Genomic DNA, 15,131 nt, shown 5'->3' with positions numbered 1-15,131 from the left:
GAGGTCGTTGAGCCGGGCATCGGTCGGGATCATGTAGACTTTCTGATTTCATGGCCCCGCCCAGAGCGTACGTGTCCTTCAAGAGGCTGGCCTCGCGATCGAAGACGTGCAAAAATGTCGGTGGCCCTGCCGACACCCTCAGCAGGATACTTACGGGCGAGATCGATCGATGGGCTCGTTGCTCCCTCCCGAGCCGGCCGACACCAATGGTCTCCTCCACGCCGCTGCGCTCGGTGATCAGGCTGCGTTGCACAGCCTGCTGGAGCGCCATCGCGAGCGGCTTCGACGCATGGTGGCGTTGCGCCTGGACCCGAAGGTCGCCGTGAGGGTGGATGCGTCCGACGTCATCCAGGAGGCGTTTGTTGATGCCGCGCGGAAGCTCGCCGACTATGAGCGAGAGCGGCCGCTGCCGTTCTACCCCTGGCTCTACCGACTGGCGGCGGAGCGACTCGTGGCGGCCCACCGCCAGCATCGGTGCGCCTCTCGGAGTGTCGGTCGCGAGCAACATGTCTTCGCCCGGCCGGACGACTCGGCCCACTTGCTGGTCGATCGCCTGGTCACGGCGGATCTGACGCCGAGGCATCACCTCATCCGCGAGGAACGTCGGGAGCGTGTTCACGAAGCTCTGGGTCGGTTGTCGCCGACCGACCGTGAGATCCTCGTGATGCGATACCTGGAAGACCTGACGTTCCCGGAGATCGCCGGCATCCTGGACATCACCGAGAGCGCGGGCAAGATGCGGCACCTACGGGCGATCGAGCGAGTCCGCTCCGTCCTGGCCGACGACTCGGGATCAGCGTCATGAGTGAGGTCGACGATACGGCACAGGACGACGACATCGAGCTCTCGGAGCTCGTCGCCAAGATCGCCGAGCGTTTGCAGCAGGGGGAATCCATCCACCCTGAGGAATACGGCAGTCACGCCAAGGCGATTCGAGCTCTCCTGCCCACGATCCAGTTGATGGCCGAACTGCCCGGAGGAGCGGCGACACTTCCCGGTAAGATCGGACTCCTCGGTGATTTTCAGCTCCTCCGCGAAGTCAGCCGGGGCGGCATGGGCATCGTTTACGAAGCCGTCCAGATCTCACTTCGCCGGCACGTCGCCCTCAAGGTCCTGCCGAATGCCTCGGCGGTCGACCCTCGACTGCTCCAACGCTTCCAGGTCGAGGCCCAGGCCGCCGCCGGCCTCAACCACCCGCACATCGTCCCGGTCTTCGCCATGGGGACGGCGGATGGCGTTCCGTATTATGCGATGAAGTTCATCGACGGCCGAGACCTGGCCAGGGTGATCCGGCAGTCTCGGCTCGAGCCATCGCTCGACGGCAACGTCGACTCCCGCGAGCCGATCACTCCCACAACGAGCTCCGGCGAGAGGAGCTCATACGCAAGGGACGTGGCGCGAATCGCCAAACAGGCGGCCGAGGCGCTGGACCATGCCCACGCCAACGACGTTGTCCATCGCGACATCAAGCCCTCCAACTTGATGATCGACAACGCGGGCGAACTCTGGATCACCGACTTCGGCCTGGCCCGGGTCCTTGGAGGACTGGACCTCTCCCGCACGGGTGAGGCCCTGGGGACGCCCAGGTTCATGAGCCCGGAGCAGGCGCTCGGTCGGCGCGTCCCGCTCGACGGCCGGACCGATATCTACTCTCTCGGCGTCACCATCTACGAGTTGTTAACCCTCCACCCAGCCTTCGAATCGGATGATCGTCTCGAACTCCTCCGCCGTATCGCGCACGACGAGCCGATCCCGCCGAGGACGCTCGACCCGAGGATCCCGATCGACCTGGAGACCATCATCCTGAAGGCGATGGCCAAGGCGCCGGCCGACCGCTACGCCACGGCTGCCGACCTGGCCGCCGACCTGGGTCGGTTCCTCGAGAATCGGCCTGTCCTTGCACGTCGGCCAAGCGTCGCGGACCTCGGGGCGAAATGGCTGTGGAGGCATCGGTCGGCGGTCGCCACCCTGGTAGGAGTGATTGGATTGATCGCCGGGGTCGTGGCGTATGCCGGCTGGCAACATAACGCCGTGCTCCGCCGCCACAACGCTGCGCTCAAGGCCGAGGTTTCGCGAGCCGATCGCTTCGCCGCGAATGCCGAACGACTCCGGCGAGTCGCAGGGCGCCATGTTTATGCGTCAACCCTTCGTCTTGCCGGCGAGGCCGTGGAAAGCCGGCGCTTCGAGACGGCCCAGGACCTGCTCGACTCCATTCGAAACGACTCCGGCGGAGACGCCTGGCGCGGGTTTGCGTGGCCCTACCTCAACCGCCTTGCCCGGCGTGAGCTCGTCCGGCTTCCCGAGTCAGAGACGTGGATGCATAGCATGTCCGTGTCCCAGGATGGGCACACAATCGCATGTCATAATTCGGATTCGGCGATCGTCATCTGGGATGTACCCTCGGAGCGACCTCGCTGCAAGATCGCGGAGCCGGGTGCCGCCTACTGGGAGCCACGCCTGACGCACGACGGCCGGATCCTTGTCGCGAGGCGCGAATCGCCGTCGATGAGCGGTGGGGAGCTTGGGATCTGGGATGCGACCACGGGGACGCTCCGGGCCGTTCGGAACGTGGGCGAAATCCCGCCGGGAGGTCGACTCGATCTTCCGAGAACGATCCATTTCCTGGACCGCGAACGCCTGGTCGCGCATGTCAGCAAGGCCGTTGCGGGACGTGAATCGGTCCGGATCTGGGCCCTCGATTTCGACTCGAAGAACGATCGGCCGCGAGTGGAACTGGCGGGGGTGGACGCGGCAGCTTTTGCTCCCGAGGGCCCATTCTTCGCCACCCGACTCGGTAATCAATCGAGGCTGCACGACATCGCGACCGGCGCCGTCGCGCGGGAGTATCCCGGCGAGTTCGAAGGAGGCGGATCGATGGCCTTCTCGCCGGATGGCCGTCAACTCGCCGTCGCGTCGCGAAAGGACGGGATCGTCGTTCGCGATGTGAACCAGGGGAACATCCACGCGCGCTATGATGTCCGTGTCCCGATCGTCTCGCTGCAATTCGACCGGGTGGGCAACACGCTCGCCGCGGTGGACGTTGATGGAAAAGTTCACCTGTGCCATCGAACTTCGGGCGAAGTCCGTGTGATCGGTTCCAAGCACTCGGGTCGTCAGCGAGTGCAGGTTTTGCTCGACTTCTCACCCGATGGCAACTTTCTGGCCCTGAATTCGGGCGGCGATCAGGGCGAGCTCGAGCGGATGTACTTCTGGGACGTGAAATCCGCCCGTCGGCTCCGGCCCATGCCGACATCGCATGCGGCCGGGCAGCCCACGTTCGTCCCCGACGGGCGTTCCCTGATCGTGAACGCGGGCCCTTCGCCGAGAATCTGGCACGTCTTCCCGACTCCCGACCCTCCTCAGCCTTCGGGTCACAGAGCCACCGAAGCCTGGTCGCTTGCTTACTCAGCCGATGGGAAAATCCTCGCGACCGGAGCCGACGACACCGGCGGGGACCCGCAGACGATCAAGCTGTGGAAGCCGAACACCGGTGAGCTCATTCGCGGCTGGCAGGCCGGCGAAGGAACGGTTGCCTCGCTGGCAATTTCCCCCGATGGCCGAACCCTGGCTTCCGGACACCTTTCCGACCAGGACAGCATTCGGCTCTGGGAGATCCCGACCGGGAGACGTCTGGGCACTCTTCCCGGTCACAAGAACTGGGTCCGGACGCTGGCGTTCAGCCCCGACGGTCGAATGCTCGCCAGCGCGGGCGGGCATTCGGGAGATCCGAGTGAAGATCTTTTTATTCGATTGTGGAGTGTCGCCGAGAAACGTTGCCTCCGTCAAATGGAAGGACATGGCAGCAGCGTGCGCTCGGTCGCGTTCTCGCCGAACGGTCTGACCCTTGCCTCGGCGGGTAACGAAGGGATGGTGAGACTCTGGGAGACGAAGACGGGGCGGACGCTGAAGATCGAGCATAACCTTGACCCTGCCGTCGCACTCGCGTTCGCCCCGGACGGCGCAACCCTCGCGGTGGCGAACCAGCGCGGAATCCTCACCATTCGCGACTCGGCCACCCTGTCCGTCCTCAAGACCATCCGACACGAAAGCAGCGAGGCCTTGCTCGATCTGGCCTTTACCCCCGATGGCCGCTCGCTGGCGACCTGCGGTCGGTCGGACTCGATCTGGCTCTGGGACACGCTCACCGGCGAGGCGTTGCTGTCCCTGAAGGGACACAAGGGCTACGTCAGCAGCCTCGCGTTCGCCCCCGACGGCTCATCACTCGCCTCGTGCAGCCATGACGGCGAGGTCAAACTCTGGCGAACCAGGACCGGGCCGTGACGGAAACCCCGTGGCGCGGGGGGCCTTTGCCTGCAATAGGATCCGCCACGTGTCGAGCCAAGGACCTTTTAGCCACGGATGAAACACGGATAAATCAGGGGATCGGAGAATTTATCAACAGATGACGCAGATGGACACGGATTGGAAATTCAGTAAATTCCTTGGAATTATTGAATAAATTATCTGTGTAAATCTGTAGTATCTGTTGATCGTTCTCCTTCTGCGTTTTATCCGTGTTCCATCCGTGGCAAAAAGTTTCTCGTCCTGCTTCCGCATCAAAATCTCGCCCGATGCTATATCATTGGTTTTGAATTCTAATGTGTGGTGCCTTCGGCGAGCCCGGCGAAGGCGGCCCGGCAGCGTTCGAGATCGGCGCGGGATTCGGCCTTGCCGGCCAGGTTCTTTGCTTCGTCCGGGTCGTCGGCCAGATCGTAGAGCTCTTCGCGCCCGTCGATCGCGTGGATATAGAGCTTGCCTTGGTCGAGCAGTGAGACTTTGGAGGCCGAGAGCGAGGAATCGACCTGGCCCTCGGCGTGGTGGTGGGCGTCGTGGGATTGGAGGGAAACCTCCGAGACGATCGGCTCGGTGGCCTCGTGGAGGTTCCTCCTCGAAGGATCCCAGAATCGGGCGAGCGAGCGTCCCGGGAACGGCGAGCCGGCCGAGACGCCGACGCGGTCGACGATGGTCGCCGCCAGGTCCCGGAGGCTGACCGGCTCGGCAACGACGGAGCCCTTGGCGGGGCTCGAGGGGTCGATCACCATCAGCGGGACATGCACCTCGTGGCGGTACAGGCTCTTTCCGTGCAGGTAGACGCCGTGTTCGCCGAACCCTTCGCCGTGGTCGGCCGCGATGACGACCACGGTCTCCTTCAACACGCCGCGTTTGTCGAGCTCGTTGAAGAGCACGCCGATCTGTTCGTCGAGATAGGCGATGCAGTCGTCGTAGGCGTCTTTGATGAGTGTGAGCTCATGAGGCGAGGTAACCTTCTTGTCCTGGCGGAACCAGGCGCGGATCGTCTCGTGATCGGCGGCCGACTCGGGCTTGAGCCCGAAGTTCCGGCCGAAATGCGCGGGGGTCTGATAAGGGTCGTGGGCGTCGATGTAGTTGAGGAAGGCGAAGAACGGCCGCTTTTCATCACGCTTCGAGAGCCAGCCGAGGAATCGGTCGTTGACTCGTTCGGCGTCCTTGATTCGGTCGGCCCGGCCAGGCCGGACCTTGTAGGTCCCGCCGGTGACACGGATCAGCCTCCCGAGCGACGAGCATCGGAGGGCCTCGCCGGGCGAGATCGCCAGGTCGTGCTCGTAGGAATCCTCGTAGTGAGCAAAGCCTCGGCCCAGTCCCGTCCAAGTGTTGCAGAAATAGGTGTTCCCGACGAACCCCGCGGTCGCGTACCCGTTCCTCGACAGAAACTCCGCCAGGGTGGGATAGGTCGTGTCGAGCGGCCGATCCGAACCGATGTTCAACTCATGCGGCCAGCGCCCTGTGAACATCGACGAGTGCGAAGGGAACGTCCACGGGGCCGCCGACCTCGCCTCGTTGAAGAGGGTTCCTCGCTGCGCCAGCCTCGACAGATTGGGTGTCGTCTCTCGAGGGTAGCCGTACAGGCTCAAGTGGTCGGCGCGAACCGTGTCCATGATGACCATGATCACGTTCTTACGGTTCGAAGTCGGGCTTGCCGACGGAGACAAGGCGTCGGCCCCCCCCTTCTCGATCGTCTGGTAAGAGAAGGCCATGAGCACCAGGACGATGACCGCGAAGACCGGCGACGAGAGCCTGACGACACCCTGGAATCGACGGCCGCCGACCCCGAGTCGGGGTGCGATCCGGCTGGCCAGGCCGAGGGCCAGCCCGACCGAAGCGATCATGTACAGCCCTTGGAAGATCAGGAGCAGGGAGAATCCGGTCAGGAAGGTGAAGCCGAAGCTCGAGACGCGTCGGGCCCATGCCGGCCGGAAGGCCGCGAGGACGGCCAGCGGGATTCCGCAGGTCAAGAAGAGGCCGAGGTCGGTCAGCGGGGTGATCCAGAGGAAGTGCCGGTTCATCTGGAGGGCCCGGAGGGCCGTGGGGTCGAAGAACGCATGCCTCGCGAGCAGGGTCGTCACCTCAAGCAGGCCCGTGAGCATGCCAAACCATCCGGCGAGGGCCATCACCCGGACCGGCCCGACCCCGAGGACCTCTGGAACCGGAGGGCGGCCCTGGCTGGGGAGAGCCCGTCGCGAGCCGGCCAGGCTCCTCTCTCTGATCGCGGTCATGGTCATTTGCCTGCGTCTCCAAAAGGCTCAGGCCGTAGACACGACCAGGCCGTCGATGGCGGCGAGGGACGCCCGGCCCGCCTCGCCTCGCGGCGATGGTCCAGCCTCTCGAATGAGGCCCGGATCCCTGGCGTGCGGGGCCTGCCATGGGAAACGACCCGTGAAAGTCCCATTACGGTTTGTAATGGTCTATTCACTTGTCGGAATTTATAGGTGTTTCGTGGCCCCGAGGTTGCGGCGACGATCGGCCGGGGAACCTTGCGGGGTCACGCGGTCGACAACGTCGCTCTCCCCTGAGTCCCTCCGAAGAGCCGACGCGCGGGCTCGGTGGGCTCACGGGCGTGGGGCGAGGAAGTCCGGGGACGCGGCAACTCCGATGTCGCGTCGTCGAGGGGACGCGCCGGATCTCAGCAAACGAGGCGGCAGAGTTGCGGGAGGACGCTGCGTCGGGACGCTATCGGAGGAGTGAGCGAACGCCCCGGCCCGGCCCGATCGGGCTCGAGCGGATTCGACCGTTCGTCGGCGATGAGTAGCGAGGGTTTGAATCGTGCGAGGTGGGGACGGAGCGCGATCGTTTCGTCGACCTGCAACTCGTTGGCGCTCGCGTCGGCCAGGATCATGACGGGCCAGGCTGAGCCTTCATCCAGCCCATCGCCATCGGAATCGTCGTCCAGGCCTATGTCCGCTCCTGGATCCGAAAGATCCAGGACGTTGAAGATTTGAGAGAAGGCGAATTCGGGCTCGAAGGGGTTCGAGATCACGTCGAGCTCGATCCCGAAGATCGCGAGCGCGATGAACAGGGATCGAACGATCGCACCCGACCGGCGCGAGATCCTATTCATGATCGGGACCTCTCGTCGACAACACCCGAGCACCAAGTTGGCCCGGCACTTCCCTCGGAAATCCTCGTCGCACACCCCGACGTCATCGATGATGTCGAGATGCCAGCGGGCGGTTACGCGAAGGGGCGGCCGGATCCTTCCGGCGAGGATCCCCTCGGCGACTCGATGAGACGCGGGATCTTAGAAGGATCCGCCTTTTCTGTCTGCGCAGCATTCCTCCGAAAAATGCACGGATGCAGGAAGATTTCGGCGGTCGGGTCGAGCCGGGAGAGGGGCGCGGCCAGGAGCACGCGACCGGCACCGGGTCGGCGGTTGATCGATCCAGCGTTCCGGATCGCCCTTTGGCGTTAATCATCGGCCGGAGGAACGTGGAATCTGTTTGGAAATGTTCCTGATTTTCGATTAACGCGGTGTTGAAATGGGGGATGCACCGCCAACGTTCGAAAGCTTTCGAAGAAATCGCGTTGAATGTTCAATTCTCGCTCCCACGATCCCCGTGGGAATGCCGGCTTTTGAGGCTCCGCGTCCCTTTCCACAGGCCTTGGAGTGCCGCCATACCATGCGGATGCGAGACGATTCCGCTCAGGCCGCCCACGTGGGAGAGGGATCGAATCGGGACTCCTGTCGTGGCCCCGCCCGCAGTGCGATGGTGCCGATCGCGTGGTGATGCGCCGTCCGTCCTCGGGGCGGGCTCCATTGGCGCCACGGCATGTCTCGCGGGAATTGGCTGAGGGGTGGGCGGCCTCTTTGGCCATACACCTTGAGGAGGGCCGGGGCGTCGTCGTTGACGAGGTTCCTATCATAATTCCTTGAGCGCGCGAGTGTTCCTCCGATACGTCGGGGGTGGAACGATGCGCTTCGCGGTGAATCGCAGGCCCTTTGGGGACGAGTTGGTCTCGTAGATCGACGTCGAGGCCTCTTTCGGCCGGGCCGGCTCGTCAGCGATTCCCTGTGGATTTCGATCATCATCTTGGGCCTCACTTCACGGAGAATCTCTCCGAAGCCTGGCCCGGCGCATGACTTCAATGGAGAGTCGGCTTCAAGCCGGACTCGCCCGAACTCACGATGGCGGGATTGGTCCGGCGACCTGAGTGCCGCCGATCCCTCGTGAAATGTCGAGGCGGTTCGGCGTGGAGGTTTGATCGGATGAGTCAGGAGCTGAGACTATCGGCGGGCCTTCAAGCGGATCGCCGCCTTTCGGCCGATCCAATCGACGATGCAACCATGACCTATCTGGGTTCGAGTGTACCAGCGGGACCGATCCGTTCCCCTAAATATGCCTCCGAGTTACTCCCGCTGGTCTACGATGAGTTACGCAGGCTCGCCGCGGCGCGTATGGCGATTGAAGCGCCCGGTCGTACCCTCCAGGCGACCGCCCTGGTCCACGAGGCCTACCTCCGCCTGGTGGGCCCGTCCGACGAACGGTGCTGGGAGAACCGCGGCCACTTCTTTGCCGCCGCGGCCGAGGCGATGCGTCGCATCCTGGTCGAGGCCGCCCGTCGCAAGGGCCGCCTTCGTCACGGCGGCGGTCGCCAGCGGGTTGAATTGGCCGATCTCCCGGCCTCCATCCCGGGAGACGACCTGCTCGCCCTGGACGACGCCTTGACCCGGTTGGCTGAGCGAGACCCCGGCAGGGCCGCGCTCGTCGAGCTCCGCTTCTTCGCCGGGCTGACCATCCCCCAGGCAGCGGCCGCCCTCGGGATCTCGGTCGCCACCGCCGAGCGTCGTTGGGCGTTCGCCCGCTCCTGGCTGCACGCCGAGATCAACGGCCCGGTCCAGGCGGGCTCGGCCCCGGGGTGAGCGGTCAATCGGCCGGCCGTCGTACCCCCCTGAGTTTGGACTCGTCGAGGCTCCAGGATCGACCCGCGCGGAGTGATCCATGACCGACTTGCCCGCCGTCGAGGCGGTCTTCTCCGCCGCACTCACCCTGTCCGATCCCGCCTCGCGCGAGGCCTACCTGGACCGGGCCTGCCGCGACGCCCCGGGCCTGCGGTCCGCGGTCGAGCGGCTGCTCGACGCCCACATGGACCTCGGCAACTTCCTCGAGCCGGTCCGGACGATCCCCGACGAACGGATTGGAGGGATCGGGTCGGCCGCCTTGGGATCGGGTCTCGGCCCGGGTAGCCTCCTGGCCGGCCGGTACGAGCTGATCGAGCCCATCGGCGAGGGCGGGATGGGCACGGTCTGGACGGCCCGCCAGATCGAGCCGGTCTGCCGGATCGTCGCCGTCAAGTTGATCAAGGCGGGGATGATCGGCCGGCAGGTACTCGCCCGCTTCGAGGCCGAGCGGCAGGCCCTCGCCCTGATGGACCACCCCAATATCGCCAAGGTCCTCGACGGCGGCGAGACGCCCGACGGCTGGCCCTTCCTGGTCATGGAACGGGTCGAAGGCGTCCCGATCACCCGCTTCTGCGACGAGCGACGGCTCACCTTGCGCGAGCGGCTGGCGCTGTTCGACCCGGTCTGCCGGGCGATCCAGCATGCCCACCAGAAGGGGGTCATCCACCGCGACATCAAGCCGAACAACGTCCTGGTGGCGATGTACGACGGCCGGCCTGAGCCCAAAGTGATCGACTTCGGCGTCGCCAAGGCCGCCGAGCCGTCGACTGTCGAAGAGACGCTGGCGACCGGATTCGGGTCGATGGTCGGCACCCCCGAGTATATGAGCCCGGAGCAGGCCGCATTCCGCAACCGGGACGTCGACACCCGGTCGGACGTCTACGCGCTCGGCGTGCTCCTCTACGAGCTGCTGGCCGGCAGCCCGCCGATATCTCGGGTGGATCCGGGGCGGTCGGGGCTGCTGGAGTTCCTCCGGGTGGTCCGCGAGGAAGAGCCGCCGAGTCCCAGCCGGAAGCTGAGCAACCCGGATACCCTGCCTGGCCTGGCCGCAGCCCGCGGGACCGCGCCGAATCGGCTGGTGGCCCTGGTCCGCGGGGAGTTGGACTGGATCGCGATGAAGGCCTTGGAGAAGGATCGCGCCCGCCGCTACGAGTCGGCCGGCGGGCTGGCGACGGACGTGCAACGCTACCTGGCCGGTGATTCGGTCCTGGCGGCGCCGCCGCGCTTCGGCTACCGGTTTCGCAAGCTCGTGCGGCGCCACCGGGGCCCGGTGGCGGCGTCGGCACTGGTCCTCCTGGCCTTGATCGCCGGCGGCATCGGGACGACCTGGGGTTTGCTCCGGGCGGAGCGCGAGCGGGCGAAGGCGATCGACGCGGCCGTCGACGAGGCCAGGGCCCATCGCGAGATCGCGCTGGGGCAGGCCGAGCTGGCGATGGATCAGGGGCGTGCCCTCTGCGAGCAGGGAGAGCTGGGCCAGGGGATGCTCTGGCTATCGGCCAGCCTCCGGCTGGCCATCGAGGCCCGGGACCTTGGGCTCGAGCGGGCTGCCCGCATCAACCTGGCCGAATGGTGGGCCCGACTCGGTCGCCCCCTGGCACGGTTGAAGGCCCGCTCGCCGGCCCTGGAACTGGCCTTCCGGCCGGACGGCTCGGCCCTGGTCGCCCGGGGTGAGGACGGGGCCTCGCAGTCCTGGGAGACCGGCTCCTGGCGGGCGATAGCTCCGCCGACGGTCGCCGACGGGACACGCCCGCCGGTCGATGGAGCCGGGACCGCAACCGCCCTGAGCCGCGACGGCTCCACGCTCGTCTCCGGGGGCGAGGACGGAACGGTCATCTATCGCGACGCCCGGTCGGGTCGGCCCCTCGGGCCTCCCTTGCCGCTCGGCTCGCCCGTGCTCAAGGTCGCCTTCCTGGGCGATGGCCACCGGGTCGTGGTGATGACCGACGACGGCCGGGTCCACTCCTGGGATGGGTCGTCGCGGATCGCGGCCCTCCCCCCCGAGGGCACGGCGGTCGAGTGCCTTGCGATCTCGCCCTGTGGCGAGCGGCTCGCCACCGGGACCGAGGGGGGCACGGTCCGCCTCTGGGACGCGGCGACGTTCCGCCTGGGCGGGCCGACCTTCAAGCTCGACGTGGCGGTGCGGTCCCTGGCCTTCCGGCCGGACGGCCGGGCCCTGGCCGTCGGGCTTGAGGACGGGTCGATCCCGGTCTGGGAAGTGCCTTTGTCCGGACCGATCGCCCCGCCGAGGTCGGCCCTCGGGCCGGTCCGAGCCCTGGCCTTCGGACGAGACGGCGAGCATCTCCTGGTGGTGGGGGACGGAGAGCATGAGCGTTGGCACTCCGACCGGGGCGCCGAGTGGGCGAAGACGAGGGGCTGCCGACGAACTCGAGACGTCGACCGGTCGTCGACGGTTGTGCGCCGGGGGGCAAAGGGCGTCGCGACGGTCAGCCCGGACGGAAAGCTGATCGCCTCGGCGAATGAAAGCACTCCCACCGGCCAATGCCTCCGACTGCTCGACGCCGAGTCCGGGGCGGTCGTGGGCGAACAATACGGCCGCGACGGCCCGATCGAGGGCCTCGTCTTCAGCCCCGATTCTCGCTTTCTCCTGAGCTGGAGGGCCGCGTCCGGGACGGCCTCCCTCCTGCCGGTCGGGGGGCCGGGGCCGGCCCGACCGCTTGCCCGCATGCTTGGCGTCGCCGTCCAACATGCCGCCTTCAGCCCCGACGGGACAGTCGTCCTGCTCGGCTGCCGGGACGGCAAGGCCCGGCTCTGGGACCTGACACGCGACGTCGAAGTCGGGGCCCCCACCCGCCCCTCCCACGCATTTCCGATCACGGCCGTCGCCTTCGAGCCTCGGGGCCCGAGGATGGCGACCGGGTGCCACGCCGGCACAGTCCGCCTCTGGGACCGCGGAAGCGGTGCCCTGCTCTGCGACGTGCGGGGGAACGCGGGTGAGGTCACGGCCGTCGCCTTCAGTCCCGACGGAGCGACCCTGCTGACGGCGAGCCTCGACGGCTCGGCGCGGTTCTGGGACGTCGCTACCGGCCGCCAGCTCGGCCCGGCGCTGCGCCACTCCGACGCCGTCCTCACTGTGACCTTCCACCCGGACGGCCGGAGCGCCGCGACGGGGACGAGGGACGGGGCCGTCTGGCGATGGCGCGTGCCGACTGCGCCCATGGAGGGGGATCCGGAATTGATCGACCGGCGGGTCGCCCCGTGCGTCCGCGGCTTCGCCGATCATCCGATCGGCCACGGCCCTCGCCGACGGGTCCTCGCCTTGCAAGGACAACCGGGCCGCGAGGTGAATGCCTCGCCTTGACGTCGATGCACCTTGATGTCGTCATCCCGAGATCGGGTCAACGGCGTCGGCATGTCCCCGACCCTCCTCATTGCCCTGGCGGGGGATGCTACCGTCCCGTCCGCGATCCCCCGCGCGATCCCGAGCTGACCCGGGGCGATCGGGCGCCGCGCGGGGCAAGACTGGCCTCCCGCGGTCGGCGAGGGAAAAACCCTCGCGGATGAGGGGTTTCTCCGCCGCCCGTCGCATTGAGCCTGGAGGCCCGGACACGTCTCATTTCGGGGGCCGCATCGAGCTCATCGGGGGCGACTTCTTCGAGTTGGTCCCGGGCAGCGACCTCGACGTCATGAGGTGGATCATCCACGACGGGGACGATCGGCGTGCCCTGACGATTCTGCGCAACGGCCGCCGGGCGATCGCCCAGAGCCTCCTCCGCCTGGTCGAGTCGCTGTCGCGCGTCGATGGCGAGTCGCCCTTCGGCCCATTTGGCGATCTACATGTGCTCGTCATTGACGGCGGCCAGGACCAAGGTGATGGCGGATTGGGCCCAACGGAGGTCGGCCCGATCCTTCGGGGCACGGGGCCACGGCCCGCGTCGGATCACGGACTCGATGCCCTCGCGGCATCTTTCCCCATTTTCGAGCAGACTGAGGAACGATCGATGAAACGCATCGGAATCTTGAGCTTCGCTTCGCCGGGCCACTATTATCCCATCACCGCCCTGGGGCGCCGCCTCCAGTCCAGGGGGCACGAGGTCATCTACTTCCAGGTCGCCGACCTCGAGTCGCCGATCCGTGCGGCGGGCCTGGGGTTCCGCCAGATCGGCCGGGGGGATTTCCCTCGAGGCTCGATCCGGGCGCTGGACGAAGAAGGCGGTAAGCTCGACGGCCTGGCCGCCCTGCGATTCGGGCTCCGTCGCATCAGTCGAAACGCGGCGATGCTCTTCCGCGACGCCCCCGCCGCGATCCTCGCCGAAGGGGTCGAGGCGCTCATCGTCGACCAGGTCGAGATGGCGGGTGGGACCGTGGCCGATCGCCTGGGCCTGCCGTACGTCAGCGTCGCGGCCGCGCTGCCGCTGAATCTCGACGCGGGCGTCCCGCCCATCTATTTCCCGTGGCCGCATCGGGTCGGGCTCGCGGCCCGCCTCCGGAATCAGGTCGGGAATGCGCACATGGAATGGGTCGGATCGGCGATCCTCCGCCAGATCAACCGGCAACGGCGGGCGTGGGGGCTGCCCGCGGTCCGGGGTATGAACTCGCTGTTTTCGGGCTTGGCCCAGGTCGCCCAACTACCCGCCGCGTTGGAGATGCCGGGGCGTGCCTTGCCGCCCGGCTTCCGCCACACCGGCCCCTGGACGGATCCGGAGGCGCGGGCCGTGGTGGACTTCCCCTGGGATCGCCTCGACCCGGGCCGGCCCCTGGTCTACGCCTCGATGGGCACGCTCCAGAATCGGCTCGTGCGCCCCTACCGGCTCATCGCCGAGGCCTGCGCGGCGACGGACATGCAGTTGGTGATCTCGCTCGGCGGCGGCCAGGACCCGTCGACGCTCGGTGACCTGCCGGGCGACCCGATCGTGGTCGGGTACGCGCCGCAGTTGGAGTTGATCCGGCGGGCGTCCCTGACGATCTGCCACGGTGGGCTCAACACGACCCTCGAATCCCTCGAGCAAGGGGTTCCCCTGGTCGTGTTGCCGGTCGCCTACGACCAACCCGGTGTCGGGGCCCGCGTCGAGCTCGCCGGCGTCGGCCGGTCGATCCCCATCGGGACGTTGACCATCGGCCGGCTCGGCGCGGCCATCGTCGAGATCCTCGACAAACCGTCGTATCGCGAACGAGCGGCCGCGCTCCGCTCGCGGATCGAGGCCGAGGATGGCCTGAATCGTGCCGCAACCGCGATCGAGGAGGCGTTCGATAAGGCTCGCGAGCCCCGATTCAAGACCTCGCTCATCCCCACGCACGGGCAAGTCAGCCGGTTGTGATGCTCCCACCGCTTCGGTTTCCAAAAGGAAGGGCTTTATACGAAAGGAGAGTGGACGATGAGTCGCGAATCTCGCTCGACGGCGGCGGTTGTCGCCATATTAGCCTTGTTCGTCCTGGTCGTCGGCATCGCCGGCTCCCGAGGCGCCGTGGCCCGGCCGTTGGGAGGGAGTACGGTACGATGCAGCGAGGCCGGGGCCGTCGTCAAGGCCCGCATCAAGCTGTCTCGGCAGGCGCTCGACGCGATCCGCCGCGGGGAGCGGGATGGGGCGTCCGCCCTCAGGACGCGCGCGGAGGTGTACCGCTGGTCGCGCCGATTGCTGGGCGACCGGCTCTACGCGAGCTCCTCCGACGACGAGCCCCGTGTCACCGACCCGGAGGCGTACTTCGCCCTCTCGGCCTCTCGCAACAACCCCGAGCGCATTGCCGCCTTCGAGGAACACTTCCAACGGATGGAGCGATTGGAATCCAGCATGCGGCCCCTCTGCGAGCGGAGGATCCTCACGGCGCTCGAATTCCTCGAGGTCCAGGCCTACCGGCTCGAGGGCGAACTCTGGCTGGCGCGCGAGCGTGCCAAGGAGTCAGGGAGCCTGCCGGGGCCCGGGATCGGCCACTGATGGGCCAAGCCCTCGGCCGACTGGAG

At 67.0% G+C, this 15,131-nt stretch carries 8 protein-coding genes; 6 read left to right on the top strand and 2 right to left on the bottom strand.

Annotated elements, in window-relative coordinates:
- Positions 1 to 169 precede the first annotated feature (169 nt).
- Positions 170 to 805 (top strand): RNA polymerase sigma factor, encoded by a 636-nt coding sequence (locus ACYOEI_RS18130; RefSeq protein ID WP_462850953.1) that lies wholly within the window; start codon positions 170 to 172, stop codon positions 803 to 805.
- On the top strand, positions 802 to 4,281 hold the full coding sequence (locus ACYOEI_RS18125; RefSeq protein WP_462850952.1) for a protein kinase domain-containing protein: 3,480 nt from the start codon (positions 802 to 804) through the stop codon (positions 4,279 to 4,281). The genes ACYOEI_RS18130 and ACYOEI_RS18125 overlap by 4 nt, the downstream gene beginning before the upstream one ends.
- A 314-nt stretch (positions 4,282 to 4,595) precedes the next feature.
- Here ACYOEI_RS18125 and ACYOEI_RS18120 read toward each other — a convergent pair whose 3' ends face one another.
- Positions 4,596 to 6,539, bottom strand: coding sequence for a sulfatase (locus ACYOEI_RS18120; protein ID WP_462850951.1), 1,944 nt, complete (start codon positions 6,537 to 6,539; stop codon positions 4,596 to 4,598).
- Between the two features lie 401 nt (positions 6,540 to 6,940).
- The gene (locus tag ACYOEI_RS18115) at positions 6,941 to 7,375 is read right to left on the bottom strand and encodes a hypothetical protein (RefSeq protein WP_462850950.1); all 435 of its coding nucleotides are present in this window, start codon (positions 7,373 to 7,375) and stop codon (positions 6,941 to 6,943) included.
- Positions 7,376 to 8,599: 1,224 nt separating this feature from the next.
- Here ACYOEI_RS18115 and ACYOEI_RS18110 point away from each other — a divergent pair.
- The 4 genes from ACYOEI_RS18110 to ACYOEI_RS18095 all read left to right on the top strand — a co-directional run bounded on the left by ACYOEI_RS18110 (position 8,600) and on the right by ACYOEI_RS18095 (position 15,105).
- Positions 8,600 to 9,175, top strand: coding sequence for an ECF-type sigma factor (locus ACYOEI_RS18110; RefSeq protein ID WP_462850949.1), 576 nt, complete (start codon positions 8,600 to 8,602; stop codon positions 9,173 to 9,175).
- Positions 9,176 to 9,254: 79 nt separating this feature from the next.
- Entirely contained in the window at positions 9,255 to 12,533 is a 3,279-nt protein-coding gene (locus ACYOEI_RS18105) for a WD40 repeat domain-containing serine/threonine protein kinase (RefSeq protein ID WP_462850948.1), read from the top strand.
- 199 nt (positions 12,534 to 12,732) lie between these two features.
- On the top strand, positions 12,733 to 14,490 hold the full coding sequence (locus tag ACYOEI_RS18100; protein ID WP_462850947.1) for a glycosyltransferase: 1,758 nt from the start codon (positions 12,733 to 12,735) through the stop codon (positions 14,488 to 14,490).
- Positions 14,491 to 14,547: 57 nt separating this feature from the next.
- Positions 14,548 to 15,105, top strand: a complete 558-nt coding sequence (locus ACYOEI_RS18095) for a hypothetical protein (protein WP_462850946.1) — start codon at positions 14,548 to 14,550, stop codon at positions 15,103 to 15,105.
- Positions 15,106 to 15,131: the final 26 nt, after the last annotated feature.

The organism is Singulisphaera rosea (assembly GCF_054877945.1).
This window is presented reverse-complemented; position numbering and strand designations above follow the sequence as displayed.

Bases quoted from the DNA above. Each gene is read 5' to 3' on its own strand.
- ACYOEI_RS18130 (WP_462850953.1), top strand. From the start codon at position 170: ATGGGCTCGTTGCTCCCTCCCGAGCCGGCCGACACCAATGGTCTCCTC.
- ACYOEI_RS18125 (WP_462850952.1), top strand. From the start codon at position 802: ATGAGTGAGGTCGACGATACGGCACAGGACGACGACATCGAGCTCTCG.
- ACYOEI_RS18120 (WP_462850951.1), bottom strand. From the start codon at position 6,539: ATGACCATGACCGCGATCAGAGAGAGGAGCCTGGCCGGCTCGCGACGG.
- ACYOEI_RS18115 (WP_462850950.1), bottom strand. From the start codon at position 7,375: ATGAATAGGATCTCGCGCCGGTCGGGTGCGATCGTTCGATCCCTGTTC.
- ACYOEI_RS18110 (WP_462850949.1), top strand. From the start codon at position 8,600: ATGACCTATCTGGGTTCGAGTGTACCAGCGGGACCGATCCGTTCCCCT.
- ACYOEI_RS18105 (WP_462850948.1), top strand. From the start codon at position 9,255: ATGACCGACTTGCCCGCCGTCGAGGCGGTCTTCTCCGCCGCACTCACC.
- ACYOEI_RS18100 (WP_462850947.1), top strand. From the start codon at position 12,733: ATGAGGGGTTTCTCCGCCGCCCGTCGCATTGAGCCTGGAGGCCCGGAC.
- ACYOEI_RS18095 (WP_462850946.1), top strand. From the start codon at position 14,548: ATGAGTCGCGAATCTCGCTCGACGGCGGCGGTTGTCGCCATATTAGCC.